This window comes from Sphingomonas sp. GC_Shp_3 (assembly GCF_026540945.1).
In the GTDB taxonomy this organism is placed as follows: domain Bacteria; phylum Pseudomonadota; class Alphaproteobacteria; order Sphingomonadales; family Sphingomonadaceae; genus Sphingomonas.
Map to the genome: position 1 here is coordinate 1 of NZ_JALNUT010000007.1, position 13,622 is coordinate 13,622.

At 68.8% G+C, this 13,622-nt stretch carries 11 protein-coding genes; 5 read left to right on the top strand and 6 right to left on the bottom strand.

Features of this window, described 5'->3' with window-relative positions:
• From OXR00_RS13610 to OXR00_RS13630, 5 genes are all read right to left on the bottom strand, one after another.
• A partial coding sequence (locus OXR00_RS13610; RefSeq protein WP_267388811.1) for a 23S rRNA (pseudouridine(1915)-N(3))-methyltransferase RlmH occupies positions 1–393 on the bottom strand: 393 nt, incomplete at its 3' end.
• A 68-nt stretch (positions 394–461) separates the two neighbouring features.
• Positions 462–809, bottom strand: a complete 348-nt coding sequence (gene rsfS / locus OXR00_RS13615) for a ribosome silencing factor (protein WP_267388967.1) — start codon at positions 807–809, stop codon at positions 462–464.
• Between the two features lie 77 nt (positions 810–886).
• A complete protein-coding gene (locus tag OXR00_RS13620; RefSeq protein ID WP_267388812.1) occupies positions 887–1,519 on the bottom strand; it encodes a nicotinate-nucleotide adenylyltransferase in 633 nt (210 codons plus the stop codon).
• A gap of 6 nt (positions 1,520–1,525) precedes the next feature.
• Complete coding sequence (locus OXR00_RS13625) at positions 1,526–2,563, bottom strand: aldo/keto reductase (RefSeq protein WP_267388813.1); 1,038 nt, start codon at positions 2,561–2,563, stop codon at positions 1,526–1,528.
• A gap of 95 nt (positions 2,564–2,658) precedes the next feature.
• On the bottom strand, positions 2,659–3,924 hold the full coding sequence (locus OXR00_RS13630) for a glutamate-5-semialdehyde dehydrogenase (protein WP_267388814.1): 1,266 nt from the start codon (positions 3,922–3,924) through the stop codon (positions 2,659–2,661).
• 111 nt (positions 3,925–4,035) lie between these two features.
• Here OXR00_RS13630 and OXR00_RS13635 point away from each other — a divergent pair, with 111 nt between their 5' ends.
• The 5 genes from OXR00_RS13635 (at position 4,036) to hisC (ending at position 11,752) form a co-directional block, all read left to right on the top strand.
• Positions 4,036–5,733 carry a molecular chaperone HscC gene (locus tag OXR00_RS13635; RefSeq protein ID WP_267388815.1) on the top strand — a complete coding sequence of 566 codons (1,698 nt, stop codon included), beginning with the start codon at positions 4,036–4,038 and terminating at the stop codon, positions 5,731–5,733.
• Positions 5,730–7,460: a hypothetical protein gene (locus OXR00_RS13640; protein WP_267388816.1), complete on the top strand. Its 1,731-nt coding sequence runs from the start codon at positions 5,730–5,732 to the stop codon at positions 7,458–7,460. Before OXR00_RS13635 ends, OXR00_RS13640 begins: the two co-directional genes overlap by 4 nt.
• A gap of 43 nt (positions 7,461–7,503) precedes the next feature.
• Positions 7,504–8,691: an NAD(P)/FAD-dependent oxidoreductase gene (locus OXR00_RS13645; protein ID WP_267388817.1), complete on the top strand. Its 1,188-nt coding sequence runs from the start codon at positions 7,504–7,506 to the stop codon at positions 8,689–8,691.
• Between the two features lie 152 nt (positions 8,692–8,843).
• A complete protein-coding gene (locus OXR00_RS13650; protein ID WP_267388818.1) occupies positions 8,844–10,556 on the top strand; it encodes a DEAD/DEAH box helicase in 1,713 nt (570 codons plus the stop codon).
• 98 nt (positions 10,557–10,654) lie between these two features.
• Positions 10,655–11,752 carry a histidinol-phosphate transaminase gene (gene hisC / locus OXR00_RS13655; protein ID WP_242147959.1) on the top strand — a complete coding sequence of 366 codons (1,098 nt, stop codon included), beginning with the start codon at positions 10,655–10,657 and terminating at the stop codon, positions 11,750–11,752.
• A gap of 48 nt (positions 11,753–11,800) precedes the next feature.
• On the opposite strand, the gene OXR00_RS13660 is transcribed toward hisC, so the two are convergent.
• Complete coding sequence (locus OXR00_RS13660) at positions 11,801–13,573, bottom strand: diguanylate cyclase (protein ID WP_267388819.1); 1,773 nt, start codon at positions 13,571–13,573, stop codon at positions 11,801–11,803.
• Positions 13,574–13,622 lie beyond the last annotated feature (49 nt).

A 13,622-nucleotide genomic window follows, 5' to 3' on the forward strand; every position in this document is an offset into this window, starting at 1 on the left:
AAGAATGCTCGTCGCGCGCCACAATTGTTCGGCAAGCATCGCGCGGGCAAGCAGATGCGGCCACGTCGCGCGGCCGAACGACAGCAACAGGTCGGCAGCCCTACGCTGCGCATCGTCGAAACCGTCCGCCGCGCCGATCAGGAAGCGCGTTTCACGCACGCCGCCGTCGCGCCACTTCTCCAGCCGGCCGGCGAAATCACGCGAGCCGAGCATCTCGCCGGTTTCATCGAGCATGACGATGCGAGTGCCCGGATCGACCGCCGGCATCTTGCCGCCGGTGTCGGGGAGTTCGGTCATGCGGAACGGCCAGGCGAGCCGCTTGGCATAGCGCTCGACCAGCTCCGCCTCGGGCCCACGCCCGATCCGCCCGCGTGCGACGATGTGGAGCAGCATTTTGGCCTCTATTCTTCCCCGGCGCAGGCCGGGGAAGCGACGCTAACGGGAGGAATGCGCCGAAGCCTTCAGGCCTCCGGCGCCTCGGGCGTCGCACCCGGTACGGGCGGCGGGGTCGGCGCATCGCCGAACGCCCACATCCGCTCCAGATTGTAGAAGCTGCGCACTTCCGGACGGAACAGGTGGACGATCACGTCGCCCGCGTCGATCAACACCCAGTCGGCGGTCGGCAGACCCTCGATCCGCGCGATGCGACCGAGTTCGGCCTTGATCTTCTCGACCAGCTTCTGCGCCATCGACGCGACCTGCCGGGTCGAGCGGCCGCTCGCGATCACCATGTAATCGGCGATGGTCGATTTGCCGGCGAGCGGGATCGAGATCGTCTCGACCGCCTGATCGTCGTCGAGCGACGTCATGACGAGCGCGTGCAGTGCCGCGACCTCCTCGGGTTCGGACGCGCGATACGATGGGGAAGCTGAAGCCAAGTTGGTTCCTATGATACGTTGAGGATCGGGGGATTCCCGGGTGATTCGGCGAAACGAAGCTGCCAGGCGGGATCGGCTGCACGCAGCCGGGTCGCCGAGGTCGGGTCGAGACGGAAGCGCAACAGCACGAGTGCCGGCAATCTCCACTTCGTCCAGCGTTTTGCCTGGCGTGCGGGCCGGATCGAGCGCCGCAGCCAACCCATCGCGGGGGCCGCGCGAGCATCATGCTCATAGCCCGGTCTGGCGATAACCGCAATCGGAACCTCGCGCGCGATCCGCCGCCACCCGCGCCACTGGTCGAACTGGGCGAGATTGTCCGCACCCATCAGCCAGATGAAGTGCTTTTTCGGGTAGCGCCGGGTAAGTTTCGCGATGGTGTCGACGGTGTAGCGCGTACCCAGCCGCACCTCCAGATCGCTCACCCGGATCGGCGTGTGCCGCGCCATCATCCGCGCGGAGGCGAGCCGTGCGGCGAGCGGCGCCATGTCGCCGCGCGCCGCCTTCAACGGGTTACCCGGCGACACCAGCCACCACACTTCGTCCAGCCCGAGCGCATCGAGCGCGGCAAGGCTGATTGCGCGGTGGCCGCTGTGCGCCGGGTTGAACGACCCGCCGAGAACGCCGATGCGGGTCGCCGTCATGCGTGTTTAGCTGCCCCGCGCCGGCTGTTTCAGCACATTGTCGCGGTAGCCGCCCTGCAACTCCAGCATCCAGCCGGGATATTCGCCGGGCAATTTGCTGACCGCATCGAGCGTGGCGAGATCGTCCGCCGACAGCACGATCTGCGCGGCGGCGAGATTGTCGTCGAGCTGCTCGCGGCGCTTGGCACCAACGATGACGCTGGTCACCACCGGCTGATGGAGCAGCCACGCCAACGCGATCCGCGCCACCGACACGCCGTGCTTCTCAGCGATCGGCGCCATCGCGTCGAGCACCGCGTTGCCGCGCGCCTCGTCGACCGGCGGGAACTGGCGGGTGGCGCGGCGGCCTTCGGCACCCTCGTCACGATACTTGCCCGACAGATAGCCACCGGCGAGCGGGCTCCACACCATCAGCCCCAGCCCTTCCGATTGCAGCATCGGCACGATCTCGCGCTCGATGTCGCGGCCGGCTACCGTGTAATAGGACTGTACCGACTGCGGCCGCGCGAGGTTGAGCCGCTCGGTGATGCCGACCGCCTTGGCGATCTGCCACGCCGCCCAGTTCGACACGCCGACATAGCGGACATGGCCGTGCTGGACGAGGATATCGAGCGCGCGCAGCGTCTCCTCGATCGGCGTCGCGCTGTCGAAACCGTGGATCTGGTAAAGATCGATGTAATCAGTACCGAGCCGCTTGAGGCTCGCCTTGCACTGGTCGATGATGTGGACGCGCGACGCGCCGCGGCTGTTGAGGCCGTCGCCCATCGGCCCGAGCACCTTGGTGGCGACCACGACGTCGGCACGGTTCAGCCCGACGTTCTTGATCGCCTGACCGGTGATCTGTTCGGACAGGCCTTGCGAATAGACGTTGGCGGTATCGATGAAGTTGACGCCGGCATCGACCGCTGCCTTGAGCAGCCCGTCCGCCTCGTCCTGCCCGACCTGGCCCATATAGGCGAAGAAGCCCTCGCCGCCGAAGGTCATCGTGCCGAGGCACAGTTCGGACACGTACAGGCCGGTGCGGCCGAGTGGGTTGTAGCGCATGATGTTTGTCGTCCCGATCGAAGTCAGCCCGGCCCGGACGGGATATGTTCACGCAGGCGCGGTGCGGCAATGGCTTCGCGGTGGTTTCTTGGCAGTTACGGCCGTACCTGCCCGGTGCCGCGCCCGATCCATTTATAGGTGGTCAGCCCCTCCAGAGCGACCGGGCCACGTGCGTGCAGCCGGCCGGTGGCGATGCCGATTTCCGCGCCCAGACCGAACTCGCCGCCATCGGCGAACTGGGTGGAGGCGTTCCACAGCACGATCGCACTGTCGACGCTGCGGAGGAATCGTTCGGCGACGGCGGCATCCTCGGTCACGATCGCGTCGGTGTGGTGCGAGCTGTGGTGGGCGATGTGGATCAGCGCGCCGTCGATGCCGTCGACCAGCCCGGCCGAGGCGATCGCGTCGAGATATTCGGTGTCCCAGTCGGCATCGGTGGTCGGCACCAGACCGGGGACGATCGCGCGCAGGCCGGGGCCACCGCGTACCTCGCAGCCGGTCGCGCGGAGCGCCGCCACCAGCGATGCGATGTGCGGATAAGCGCGGTCGATCAGCAGCGTCTCCATCGCGCCGCACACGCCGGTGCGGCGCATCTTGGCGTTGACGACGATCCGCTCCGCCATCGCCTGATCGGCGGCGGCGTGGACGAAGATGTGGTTGATGCCGTCGAGATGTGCGAGCACCGGCACCCGCGCCTCGGCCTGCACGCGCGCGACGAGGCTCTTGCCGCCGCGCGGCACGATCATGTCGATCAGCCCCTCGGCGGTGAGCATCGCGCCGACCACGGCGCGGTCGGTGACGGGGACGAGTTGCGCCGCATCGGCGGGGAGGCCGCTTTCCGCGAGACCGCGCGCGAAGATCGCGTGGATCGCGCGGTTGCTCTCGATCGCTTCCGATCCGCCGCGCAGGATGACGGCATTACCCGATGCGATGCACAAGGCGGCGGCATCGGCGGTGACGTTGGGGCGGCTTTCGTAGATGATACCGATCACGCCGATCGGCACGCGCACCCGCGACAGGACAAGACCGTTGGGCCGCTCGGCCGTGTCGATCACGCCGCCGACCGGGTCGGTAAGGTCCGCCACCGCCGCGACGCCGTCCGCCATGCCGGCGATGCGCTTTGCGTCGAGCCGCAGCCGGTCGAGCAGCGCGTTCGACAGGCCCGCTGCGGTCGCGCGCGTCATGTCGAGCGTATTGGCGGCCTCGATCTCAGGCGCGGCGGCGCGCAACAAAGCGGCGATGTGCCGCAACGCATCCTGCTTTGCCGTGCTCGGCACGGCGGCGAGCGCGGCGGCGGCGGCGCGCGCGCGCGCGCCGAGATCCGCGACAAGGGCTTTCGGTAGGGCGATTTGCTCGGTCATAACGGTCGCGGTGCTATCACGGTGGCGGGTCGGTGTGAACCACGACGGCTTCACCCACACCGCCCGCGCGGGTAAGCGGGACGCGCAACCCAAGGTACGGACCCCACGCGCATGATTATCGGCATCGACCTCGGCACCACCAACAGCGCCTGCGCGGTGTGGAAGGACGGCGCGGCGACGCTGATCCCCAACCGGCTCGGCCAGACGCTCACCCCCTCCGCCGTCAGCATCGATGCGGGCGGCGCGGTGCTGGTCGGCGTCGCCGCGCGCGACCGGCAGGCGAGCCACCCGGACGCCACCGCCACCGCGTTCAAACGGTATATGGGAACTAGGCGGACGACCAAACTTGGCGGGCGCGACTACAGTGCGGAGGAGCTTTCAGCGCTGGTGCTGCGCAGCCTGAAGGAAGATGCCGAGGCGTACCTGGGCGCGCCCGTGACCGAGGCGGTCATCACCGTGCCGGCCTATTTCAACGACCAGCAACGCAAGGCGACGCACCGCGCGGGCGAACTCGCTGGCTTGCGGGTGGAGCGGCTCATCAACGAACCGACCGCCGCCGCGCTGGCTTACGGCATCCACAATCTGGAGGCGGAGGCGCGGTTCTTCGTGTTCGATCTTGGCGGCGGAACGTTCGACGTGTCGATCGTCGAGATTTTCGAGGGCATCATCGAGGTGCGCGCCTCGACCGGCGATAACCAGCTGGGCGGCGAGGATTTCAACGAGGTGCTGATCGGCCTGATGCGCGATCGCTTTGCCGCCGAATGGGGTACGGCGGCACGCGACGACCGCCTCTACCAGCGGCTGCGCGAGGCGGCCGAGCGGACGCGGCGCGACCTGTCGAGCGCCCCCGCCGCGACGCTGCGCGTGGTGTGGCAGGACCGTGTTTACGAGATGGAAGTCGAGGCCGCTACTTTCGAGGCGCAGGCGAGCGGGCTGATCGAGCGGTTGCGCGACCCGGTGCTGCGCGCGCTTCGCGACAGCAGCCTCAGGCCCGATGCGCTGTCCGAGATCATCCTGATCGGCGGCGGTACGCGGATGCCGCTGGTGCGCCGCGCCGTCGCGCGGATGTTCGGGCGCTTCCCAAACGCGACGATCAACCCGGACGAGGCGGTCGCGCTCGGCGCGGCGGTGCAGGCCGGGCTGAAGGCGCGCGACGCGGCGCTGAAGGAAGTCGTCGTCACCGACGTATGTCCCTATTCGCTGGGCGTGAACGTCAGCCGCGCACAGCCGGGCGGCGGCTATGAGGAGGGCATCTTCGCGCCGGTGCTGGAGCGCAACACCGTCATCCCGGCAAGCCGTGTGCACAGCTTCCAGACGCTCAACGACAACCAGACTGAAGTGGTGTTCGGCATCTACCAGGGCGAGGCGCGGCTGGTGCGCGACAATGTCGAGATCGGCAAGACCCGCGTGAAGGTGCCGCGCGGCCCAGCCGGGCAGCGGATGGACGTGCGCTTCTCCTACGATGTCAGCGGCTTGCTCGAGGTCGATATCGTAGTCGAGCAGACCGGCGAGCGCACCAGCCTCGTCATCAACGACGATCATGTCGGCGACGATGCGAAGATCGCCGAACGGCGCGCGCTGCTCGCCGGCCTGAAGACACATCCCCGCGACGAGGAACTGAACCGCGCGGCACTGGCGCGCGGCGAGAAATGTTACGAGAACTTCCTGGGTGAGGATCGCGCACGCATCGACCATCTCATCGCGGTGTTCCAGCACACGCTGGATGCGCAGGACCCGCGCGCGGCGGAGCAGGCGCGCGACGCGTTCCATGCCGCGCTCGACGGAATCGAGGGTGAGCGCTTCCTGTGAACGTCTGGGCGACGCTCGGCATCGCGGCGACCACCGATCGCGCGGTGATCCGGCGCGCCTATGCCAAGGCGCTGCGCGTCACCAACCCGGAGGACGATGCCGAGGGGTTCAAGCAACTGCGCGCCGCCTATGAGTTGGCGCTCGCCTATGCCGACAACGCCGCCGCGTGGGACGACGCCGACCGGGATGCGCCCGAAGCCGCGGTGCAGATCGTGCTCAGCGAGGCCGCGCTTGCCGAGCTGATCGAAGATGCCGAGCCTTTGCCCCTCGCCACGCCCGCGGCACCGCGGTTTCGAAGCGAGGCCGTCGACGATGTCGCGCCCGAGCTTGCCGACCTACGCACCGAGCGCGACGCCGAGATCACGCGGCTGAACGATCTGCTCGGCACGCTGGCTCAGGCGCTGCACGGCCCGTGGAACGCGGACGAGGCGAGCCTGCACGAGACGCTGGCGGCGATCCTCGCGCAGCCGGTGCTCGGCGAGATCGCGCTCTACGCCGATGTCGAACAGGTGATCGCGGGGATGCTCGCCGCGACGATCCCGCGCAGCGACACGATCCTGTTCGAGGCGGCGCGGGCGTTCGGCTGGGTCGCCGCGCGGCCGGGCGCGGTCTCCCCAGCGGTCGCCGCTGTGCTGGCGCGTCTCGACGAATGGCGCGTGATCGAGACGTTCCAGCGCGCCGGTCATCCCCTGCGCCGGGCGTGGCGCAGCCTGACACGCCCGCCCGGCCCCTATTGGCGGTGGCGGATCGCGGCGCTACGGCCGGGGGTGGAGGCCGGCGTCGCGACGTTGCTCGGGATCGACGGTCCGGTCGCGCCGGGACTGTCCTACTCGTTTCAGGCCGCATCGGTCGCGCGCTGGCGCGCTTTGCTCGATCGGCCGCACTGGACGCGCAGCATGGCGGCCGCAATCCCGCTGATCGCGCTGCTTTCGATCTTCCTGTCCGATGCTCTTGGCTTGCCTTGGCCCGGCGACGGACCGGTCGCGCGCTGGGGTACCTTTGCCGTCATCCTGCTCAGCCCCGTCGCGCCGTTCGCGGCGCGCGTCGCGCGGGCGCGCTTCCTGCGGCGGGACCAGCCCGTTTGGCTGACCCAAGGCTGGATCGGCGCACTGGCGACGGTGTTGCTTGGCGCGATGCTGCTACCGGCGTCGCCGCTCGCGCTGCTGGTGCTGACCGTTGCGAGCGCGCTGGCGTGGGGGTGGATGGCGATTGCCGCCGGGCAGGCATTGCGTGCCGAGCGGATCGCTCGCCTGCGCACGAGCTGGCTGCCGATCCTGCTGTGCGCGCTGTTCGGTGGTGCGGCGGCGACGTTGCTGCATCCGGTGCACCGCGGCGCCCTCGCGCTCATGCTGGCGCTGGGCGCGACGCTGATGGCGGCACCACTGGCCCCGATCGCCGACCTGCTGGCGCGCCTGCCGCATTGGCGGGCAGGGTTCGCCGTACCGCTGGTGCTGGCGATCGCAGGCATGGCGTATGGCTGCGCCTGCTTCTCCGTGGCCGGCGAAGATACGCGGCTATTCTACGCCGCCACGCTCACGCTGATCGCCGGGAGCGTCGTGGTCGCGGCGGCGCAGATCGGCGGCGTGCGTGGCAACCGGGAATATCTGGCATTGCGGCTGCTGCGGGTGGGGCTGATCGGCGCATTCCTGTTCACGACGATCATCAGCATCGGGGACCAGCCGCCGGACACTTCGTCTCCACCTCCCGTCACGCTGCCGATGACCTGACGCGCCATTCCTGCGGGCGACTTTTGCGGCTAGGGGCGCTGCGATGACGACGACACCTTTTGATGCGATCATCCTCGGCGCGGGCGCGGCGGGGCTGTTGTGCGCGGCAACCGCGGGCCAGCGTGGGGCCCGCGTACTGCTGATCGACCATGCCGATCAGGTCGGCAAGAAGATCCTGATCTCAGGTGGCGGGCGGTGCAACTTCACCAACCGCGATACCGTTCCGGACCGGTTCCTGTCGGCCAATCCGCATTATGCGAAGTCGGCGCTGGGGCGCTACACACCGGCCGACTTCCTCGCGCTGGTGGAGGCTTATGGCATCGCCTGGCACGAGAAGACGCTCGGGCAGTTGTTCTGCGATGGCTCCGCCAAACAGATCGTCGCGATGTTGCAGGCCGAGTGCGACAAGGCGCAGGCTACGCTGTGGCTTGGCGAGGCGATCGGCGACATCGGGCACGCGGACGGCGGCTACCGCATCACCGTCGGCACCCGCACCGCGACCGCGCCCGCGCTGGTGATCGCGACCGGCGGCCCGTCCATCCCGCAGATGGGGGCGACCGGCTTCGCGTACGATCTGGCGCGGCGGTTCGGGCTCAAGGTGGTCGAGCCGCGCCCGGCGCTGGTGCCGCTGACGCTGGGCGGCGAGGAGACGTTGTTCCGCTCGCTGTCGGGCGTGGCGACCGAAGTGACCGCGAAAACCGGCAAGACCGGCTTTCGCGAGGCGGCGCTGTTCACGCACAAGGGGCTGTCCGGGCCGGCGATCCTCCAGATTTCCTCCTATTGGCGGCATGGTGAGAGCGTCGGCATCGATTTCCTGCCCGCGCTGGCGGACGGCTGGCTGGTCGCTGCCAAGCACGCGCGGCCGCGCGCGACGTTGGAGCATGTGCTCGACCGGCATCTGCCCGCGCGGCTGGCAGTGACGCTGGCCGACCGGCTCGATCTCGACGGCGAGCTCGGCACCTTCACCGACAAGCGCGTGGCCGCGGCCGAGCGGCGGCTGGCGGACTGGCGGTTCGCGCCGAACGGGACGGAAGGATTCGCCAAGGCCGAAGTGACGGCGGGGGGCATTTCCACCGCAGACCTGTCCTCCAAGACGATGGCGGCGCGCAAGGTGCCGGGCCTGTATGCGATCGGCGAGGCGGTGGACGTGACCGGGTGGCTTGGCGGGTACAATTTCCAGTGGGCGTGGGCGAGCGGCTGGGCGGCGGGCATGGCGATCGCCGGCGCGTAACGCTGTCGAGCAGGCTAGGCGAAGGCGCATTTGCAGGCGTCTTCGCGGATAGCGCCCGAGGCACGATTCGGTAAGGGCGTGCTTTCCGGCGGTTTGTCTGCTATGGAAGCGCGCTCAATCGCGCGACAGGCGCGTCCAGCATTCGGAAAATCATGCCCTTTACTCATCTTCCCGCGCTTCTTGGCGAAGCGCTCACCGCGCGTGGTTATGCCGCGCCGACCCCCGTCCAGGCCGCCGTCATCGCCCCCGAGGCCGAGGGCCGCGACCTGATCGTGTCCGCGCAGACCGGCTCCGGCAAGACCGTCGCGTTCGGCCTCGCCATCGCGCCGCAACTGCTTGGCGAGGACGGCACGCTGCCGCCGGCGCGCGCGCCGCTCGCGCTAGCCATCGCACCGACTCGCGAACTGGCACTGCAGGTCAGCCGCGAACTCGAATGGCTGTATGGTAAGGCCGGCGCGCGCATCTCGACCTGCGTCGGCGGCATGGACGCCTCTCGCGAGCGCCGCTCGCTCAGCCACGGCGCGCATATCGTCGTCGGCACGCCGGGGCGGTTGCGCGACCATATCGAACGCGGCGCGCTCGATCTGTCGCAGTTGCAAGCGGCGATCCTCGACGAGGCCGATGAGATGCTCGACATGGGCTTCCGCGAGGATCTCGAGCAGATCCTCGACGCGACGCCGGACGGCCGCCGCACGTTGATGTTCTCGGCGACGATGCCGAAGTCGATCGTCGCGCTTGCCAAGCGCTACCAGAAGGATGCCTTGCGCATCACCACGGTCGGCGAGGATCGCGGGCACGGCGACATCAGCTATCAGGCGGTCACGGTCGCGCCGGCCGACATCGAGAACGCAGTCGTCAATCTGCTGCGTCTGCATGAGGCCGAGACGGCGATTCTGTTCTGCGCGACGCGCGATAATGTGCGCCACCTCCACGCCGGGCTGATCGAGCGCGGTTTCTCCGCAGTGGCGCTGTCGGGCGAGCATAGCCAGAACGAGCGCAACGCGGCATTGCAGGCGCTGCGCGACCAGCGTGCGCGTGTCTGCGTCGCCACCGACGTGGCGGCGCGCGGCATCGATCTGCCGACCGTCACGCTCGTCGTGCATGTCGAACTGCCGCGTGATGCCGAGACGCTTCAGCACCGCTCCGGCCGCACCGGCCGCGCCGGCAAGAAGGGCACCGCCGTCCTGATCGTGCCGTACCAGCGCAAGCGCCGCGTCGAGATGATGCTGCGCGGCGCGCGCATCGCGGTCGAATGGCTGCCGGTGCCGAGCGTCGACGATATCCGCAAGGCCGATCGCGAGCGGCTGATGACGCAGTTGCTCGAGCCGGTCGAGGTCGACGAGCATGACCGCGAGCTCGCCGCCAAGCTGCTCGAACAGAAGTCACCCGAGGACATCGCCGCCGCGCTGGTGCGCAGCTACCGCGCGCGCATGCCCGCGCCCGAGGAGATGCTGGCGGAAGGCCCGGCCGAGCGTACGCCCGGCAAGGAACATCACCGCGAAGGTTTCGACGACGTGGTATGGTTCCGCATGGACATCGGCCGTCGCCAGAACGCCGATCCGCGCTGGATCCTGCCGCTGATCTGCCGTCGCGGGCACATCACCAAGAACGAAGTGGGCGCGATCCGCATCGCCCCGAACGAAACCGCGTTCCAAATCCCGCGCGGCCTTGCCGCCAAGTTCATCGCCTCCGTCAAGCGCACCGCGGGTGAAGAGGCCGAGGGCAACGTGCAGTTCGAGCAGCTTGCCGGCGCGCCGCAGGAGGCGCCGCGCGGCGGCCCGCGCCGATCGAACAATGGGCCGGCACCGGTGCGCCACGCGTCGCCCCGCCCCACGCTGCGTACCAACAAGCGCCCGCAGCGCTGAGGCGGTTTCGCCGCGCCGTTCAGGTGCGGCGAAACGAAGGTGATCGAGCGATCGAACGACACTAGCGCAGCCCCACGGCGACGGCTAAGCGACGTGTCATGCTGGCACCGAAACCCAAAGACTGGATCATGGCGATCGCCCCCTACGTACCGGGGCGGTCGTCGATCGACGGCGACGCAAAGGTCGTCAAACTCTCCTCCAACGAGAACGCACTCGGCACCAGCCCGAAGGCGATCGCGGCGTTTGAGGCGCATGCCGGCGATCTCGCCCGCTATCCCGATGCCAGCGCCGCCGACCTGCGCGACGCGATCGGCGCGAAGTACGATCTCGATCCCGAACGGATCATCTACGGCACCGGATCGGACGAGATTCTCCATCTGATCGCCGGCGCCTATGCCGGCCAGGGCGACGAGGTCATCCACGTCCGCTACGGCTTTGCGGTGTACGAGATCGCGACCCGGCGTGTCGGCGCGCTGCCGGTGATCGCACGCGACAAGGATTATGCCACCGACGTCGACGCGATCCTCGCCTGCATGACGAACAAGACCCGCATCGTCTTCCTCGCCAACCCCAACAATCCGACCGGCACGTTCACGCCGCGCGCCGAAATCGCGCGGCTGCACGCAAACCTGCCCAACCGGGTGATGCTGGTGATCGACCAGGCCTATGCCGAATTCCTGGAGGCGGAGGACGACGACGGCGCGCTGGAGCTTGCCCGCCACGCCCCCAACGTGATCGTGACGCGCACCTTCTCCAAGATCCACGGGCTTGCCGCCGAACGGATCGGCTGGGGCTATGGCTCGGCCGAGGCGGTGGCGGCGATGCACCGTATCCGTGCGCCGTTCTGCTGCACGATCGCCGGGCAGGCCGCGGCGATCGCGGCGGTGCAGGACGACGCCTGGATGGACCGGACGCGCGAGCACAACCGCAAATGGCGCGCGTGGCTCGCCGGGGAGATCGCCAAGCTGGGTGCGGCCGGGCTTAGCGCCGTGCCCAGCGAGGCCAACTTCCTGCTGGTGCTGTTCGACGGCGCGGTGAGCGCGGAGGTCGCGTATCACCAGTTGATGGAGCGCGGCTATATCGTGCGCTGGCTGCCCAATCAGGGGCTGGCGAACGGGCTGCGCATCACCATCGGCACCGAGGATGAGACACGCGGGCTGGCGGCGGCGCTTCACGAGATCGTCGCGCGGGCCTGATCTCCGAGCCAGCGCCGGTTGAGCGGTGCACGGGGCAGCCGCGAACCGCTATCCGACGGCGCGCTCGGTGCGGTTCCGGCCCAGCGCCTTGGCACGGTACAGCGCCTCATCGGCGCGGCTGAACAGCGCGTCAATGGTGAGGTCGCGGCGCAGCGGCATCACGCCCGCGCTCATCGTGATCGACAGACTACCCTTGCCCGCTGGAATATCCGTGCGGGCGAGCGTGTCGCGGAGCCGGTCGCAGATCGCCACTGCGGCGCCGCAGTCACGCCCGGCGAACAGGATCGCGAATTCCTCACCGCCAATCCGGCCGACCGCATCGTCCGTTCGCAGGTTGGCGCGCAGCAGATCGGCCAGCACCAGCAACGCGGCATCTCCGGTGGCATGACCGTAAACGTCATTGACGCGCTTGAAGTGATCGACATCGATCAGCGCAAGCGTGCCGGGCGGCGCATCGGCACGCAGCCGCTTCTCGACGCAGAGGCGGAAAGCGGTGCGGTTGAGCACGCCGGTGAGCGGATCGGTCGAGGCGGCGTGTTCCAGTTCCGCCTCGCGGCGTTTGCGGCCGTCCAGGTCGCGCAGGATACACACCACTGCGGCGGGTCGGCCGTCGGCATCGATGACGATGCGGCTGTTGGCCTCGAACCAGCTCGCCACCCCATCCGCCTTCACCGCCCGGAACTCGAGCACCACGGTTCGCTCCGGCGCGGCGAGACCGGCGTGGTAATAGGCGCGGACCCGGTCGCGATCCTCGGGCGAGATGATGTCGATCAGGCTGGTGCCGATCAGCACCTCGGGCTCGTACAACGCGATCTCGCGCACCGACGGAGAAATGAAGCGGATGGTGCCATCGGGATTGAGCGTGACCATGATGTCGGTCGCATTATCGGCAAGCAGGCGATAGCGCGCCTCGTTCTCGGCCAATGCTTGCGACAGCGCCTCGCGCTGCTTGAGCAATGCCGCGATCGGCAGCGCGGTGACGAACAGCGCGGCCAGGTAGAACTGGAAGAATTGCAGCCGCGCGGCGGCGTCACCGTGCATCAGCATCACCGGGCCGTGGCCCTGCACCGTCAATACGCCGCCGATCGCGGCGACGATCACGATGCTGACGGCGGCGCCCGCGCGGTGCAAGGCGAAGGTGGCGATCACGACGGGCAGCACCGGCAGGAACAACAGCGGCAGCGCATCCTGCCAGAACGTCGCAAGCGTGGTGACGGCGACCAGCAACACGACGCCGACCGCGATAACGGCGTGGCGCGGACGCGCGAGTTCCGCCCACACGCCCTCGTCGCGCCGCGCCACCAGCGCAAGCGGCGTACCGAGCAGCAGGCCGAGACCGTGACCGATGATCCAGTCGACAAACACCGGCCAGAACAGGCTGCCTTGATACGCGACCACTGCCACCGCCGCGCCCGGCAGCGCACATAGCGCGACCGAGACGAAACAGGCGGCGACGAACACCGGCATCGTGCCAATGGAGCGGAACAGCGTATCGTTCACGCGCCAACGCCGCAGCAGGGCAGCCGCGATCACCGCCTCACCGACATCGACCATCGCATAGGGCATCGCGATGGGGTGCCACCCGGACACCGCCAACACGACGCCGAACATGCCCGTCCACGCGGCGACCACATAGGCGGGCCATTGCCTTGGCGGCGTCTTGCACAGCATTGCGAGCAACGGGCCGTTCGCCAGCCAGATCAGCGCGATCCCGTGATTGAGCCGGGTCAGCAGCCCGCCCGCCGCCGTGAGCGCAGCATACAGCAGCATCGTCGAAACGACGGGCAGCGCCATCGCGCGCGACTGTTCCCGGATGCTCATCCGCCTTCAATAGCGCCGCCGCCTTAACGCGGCGTTGCGGTTGCGGCGG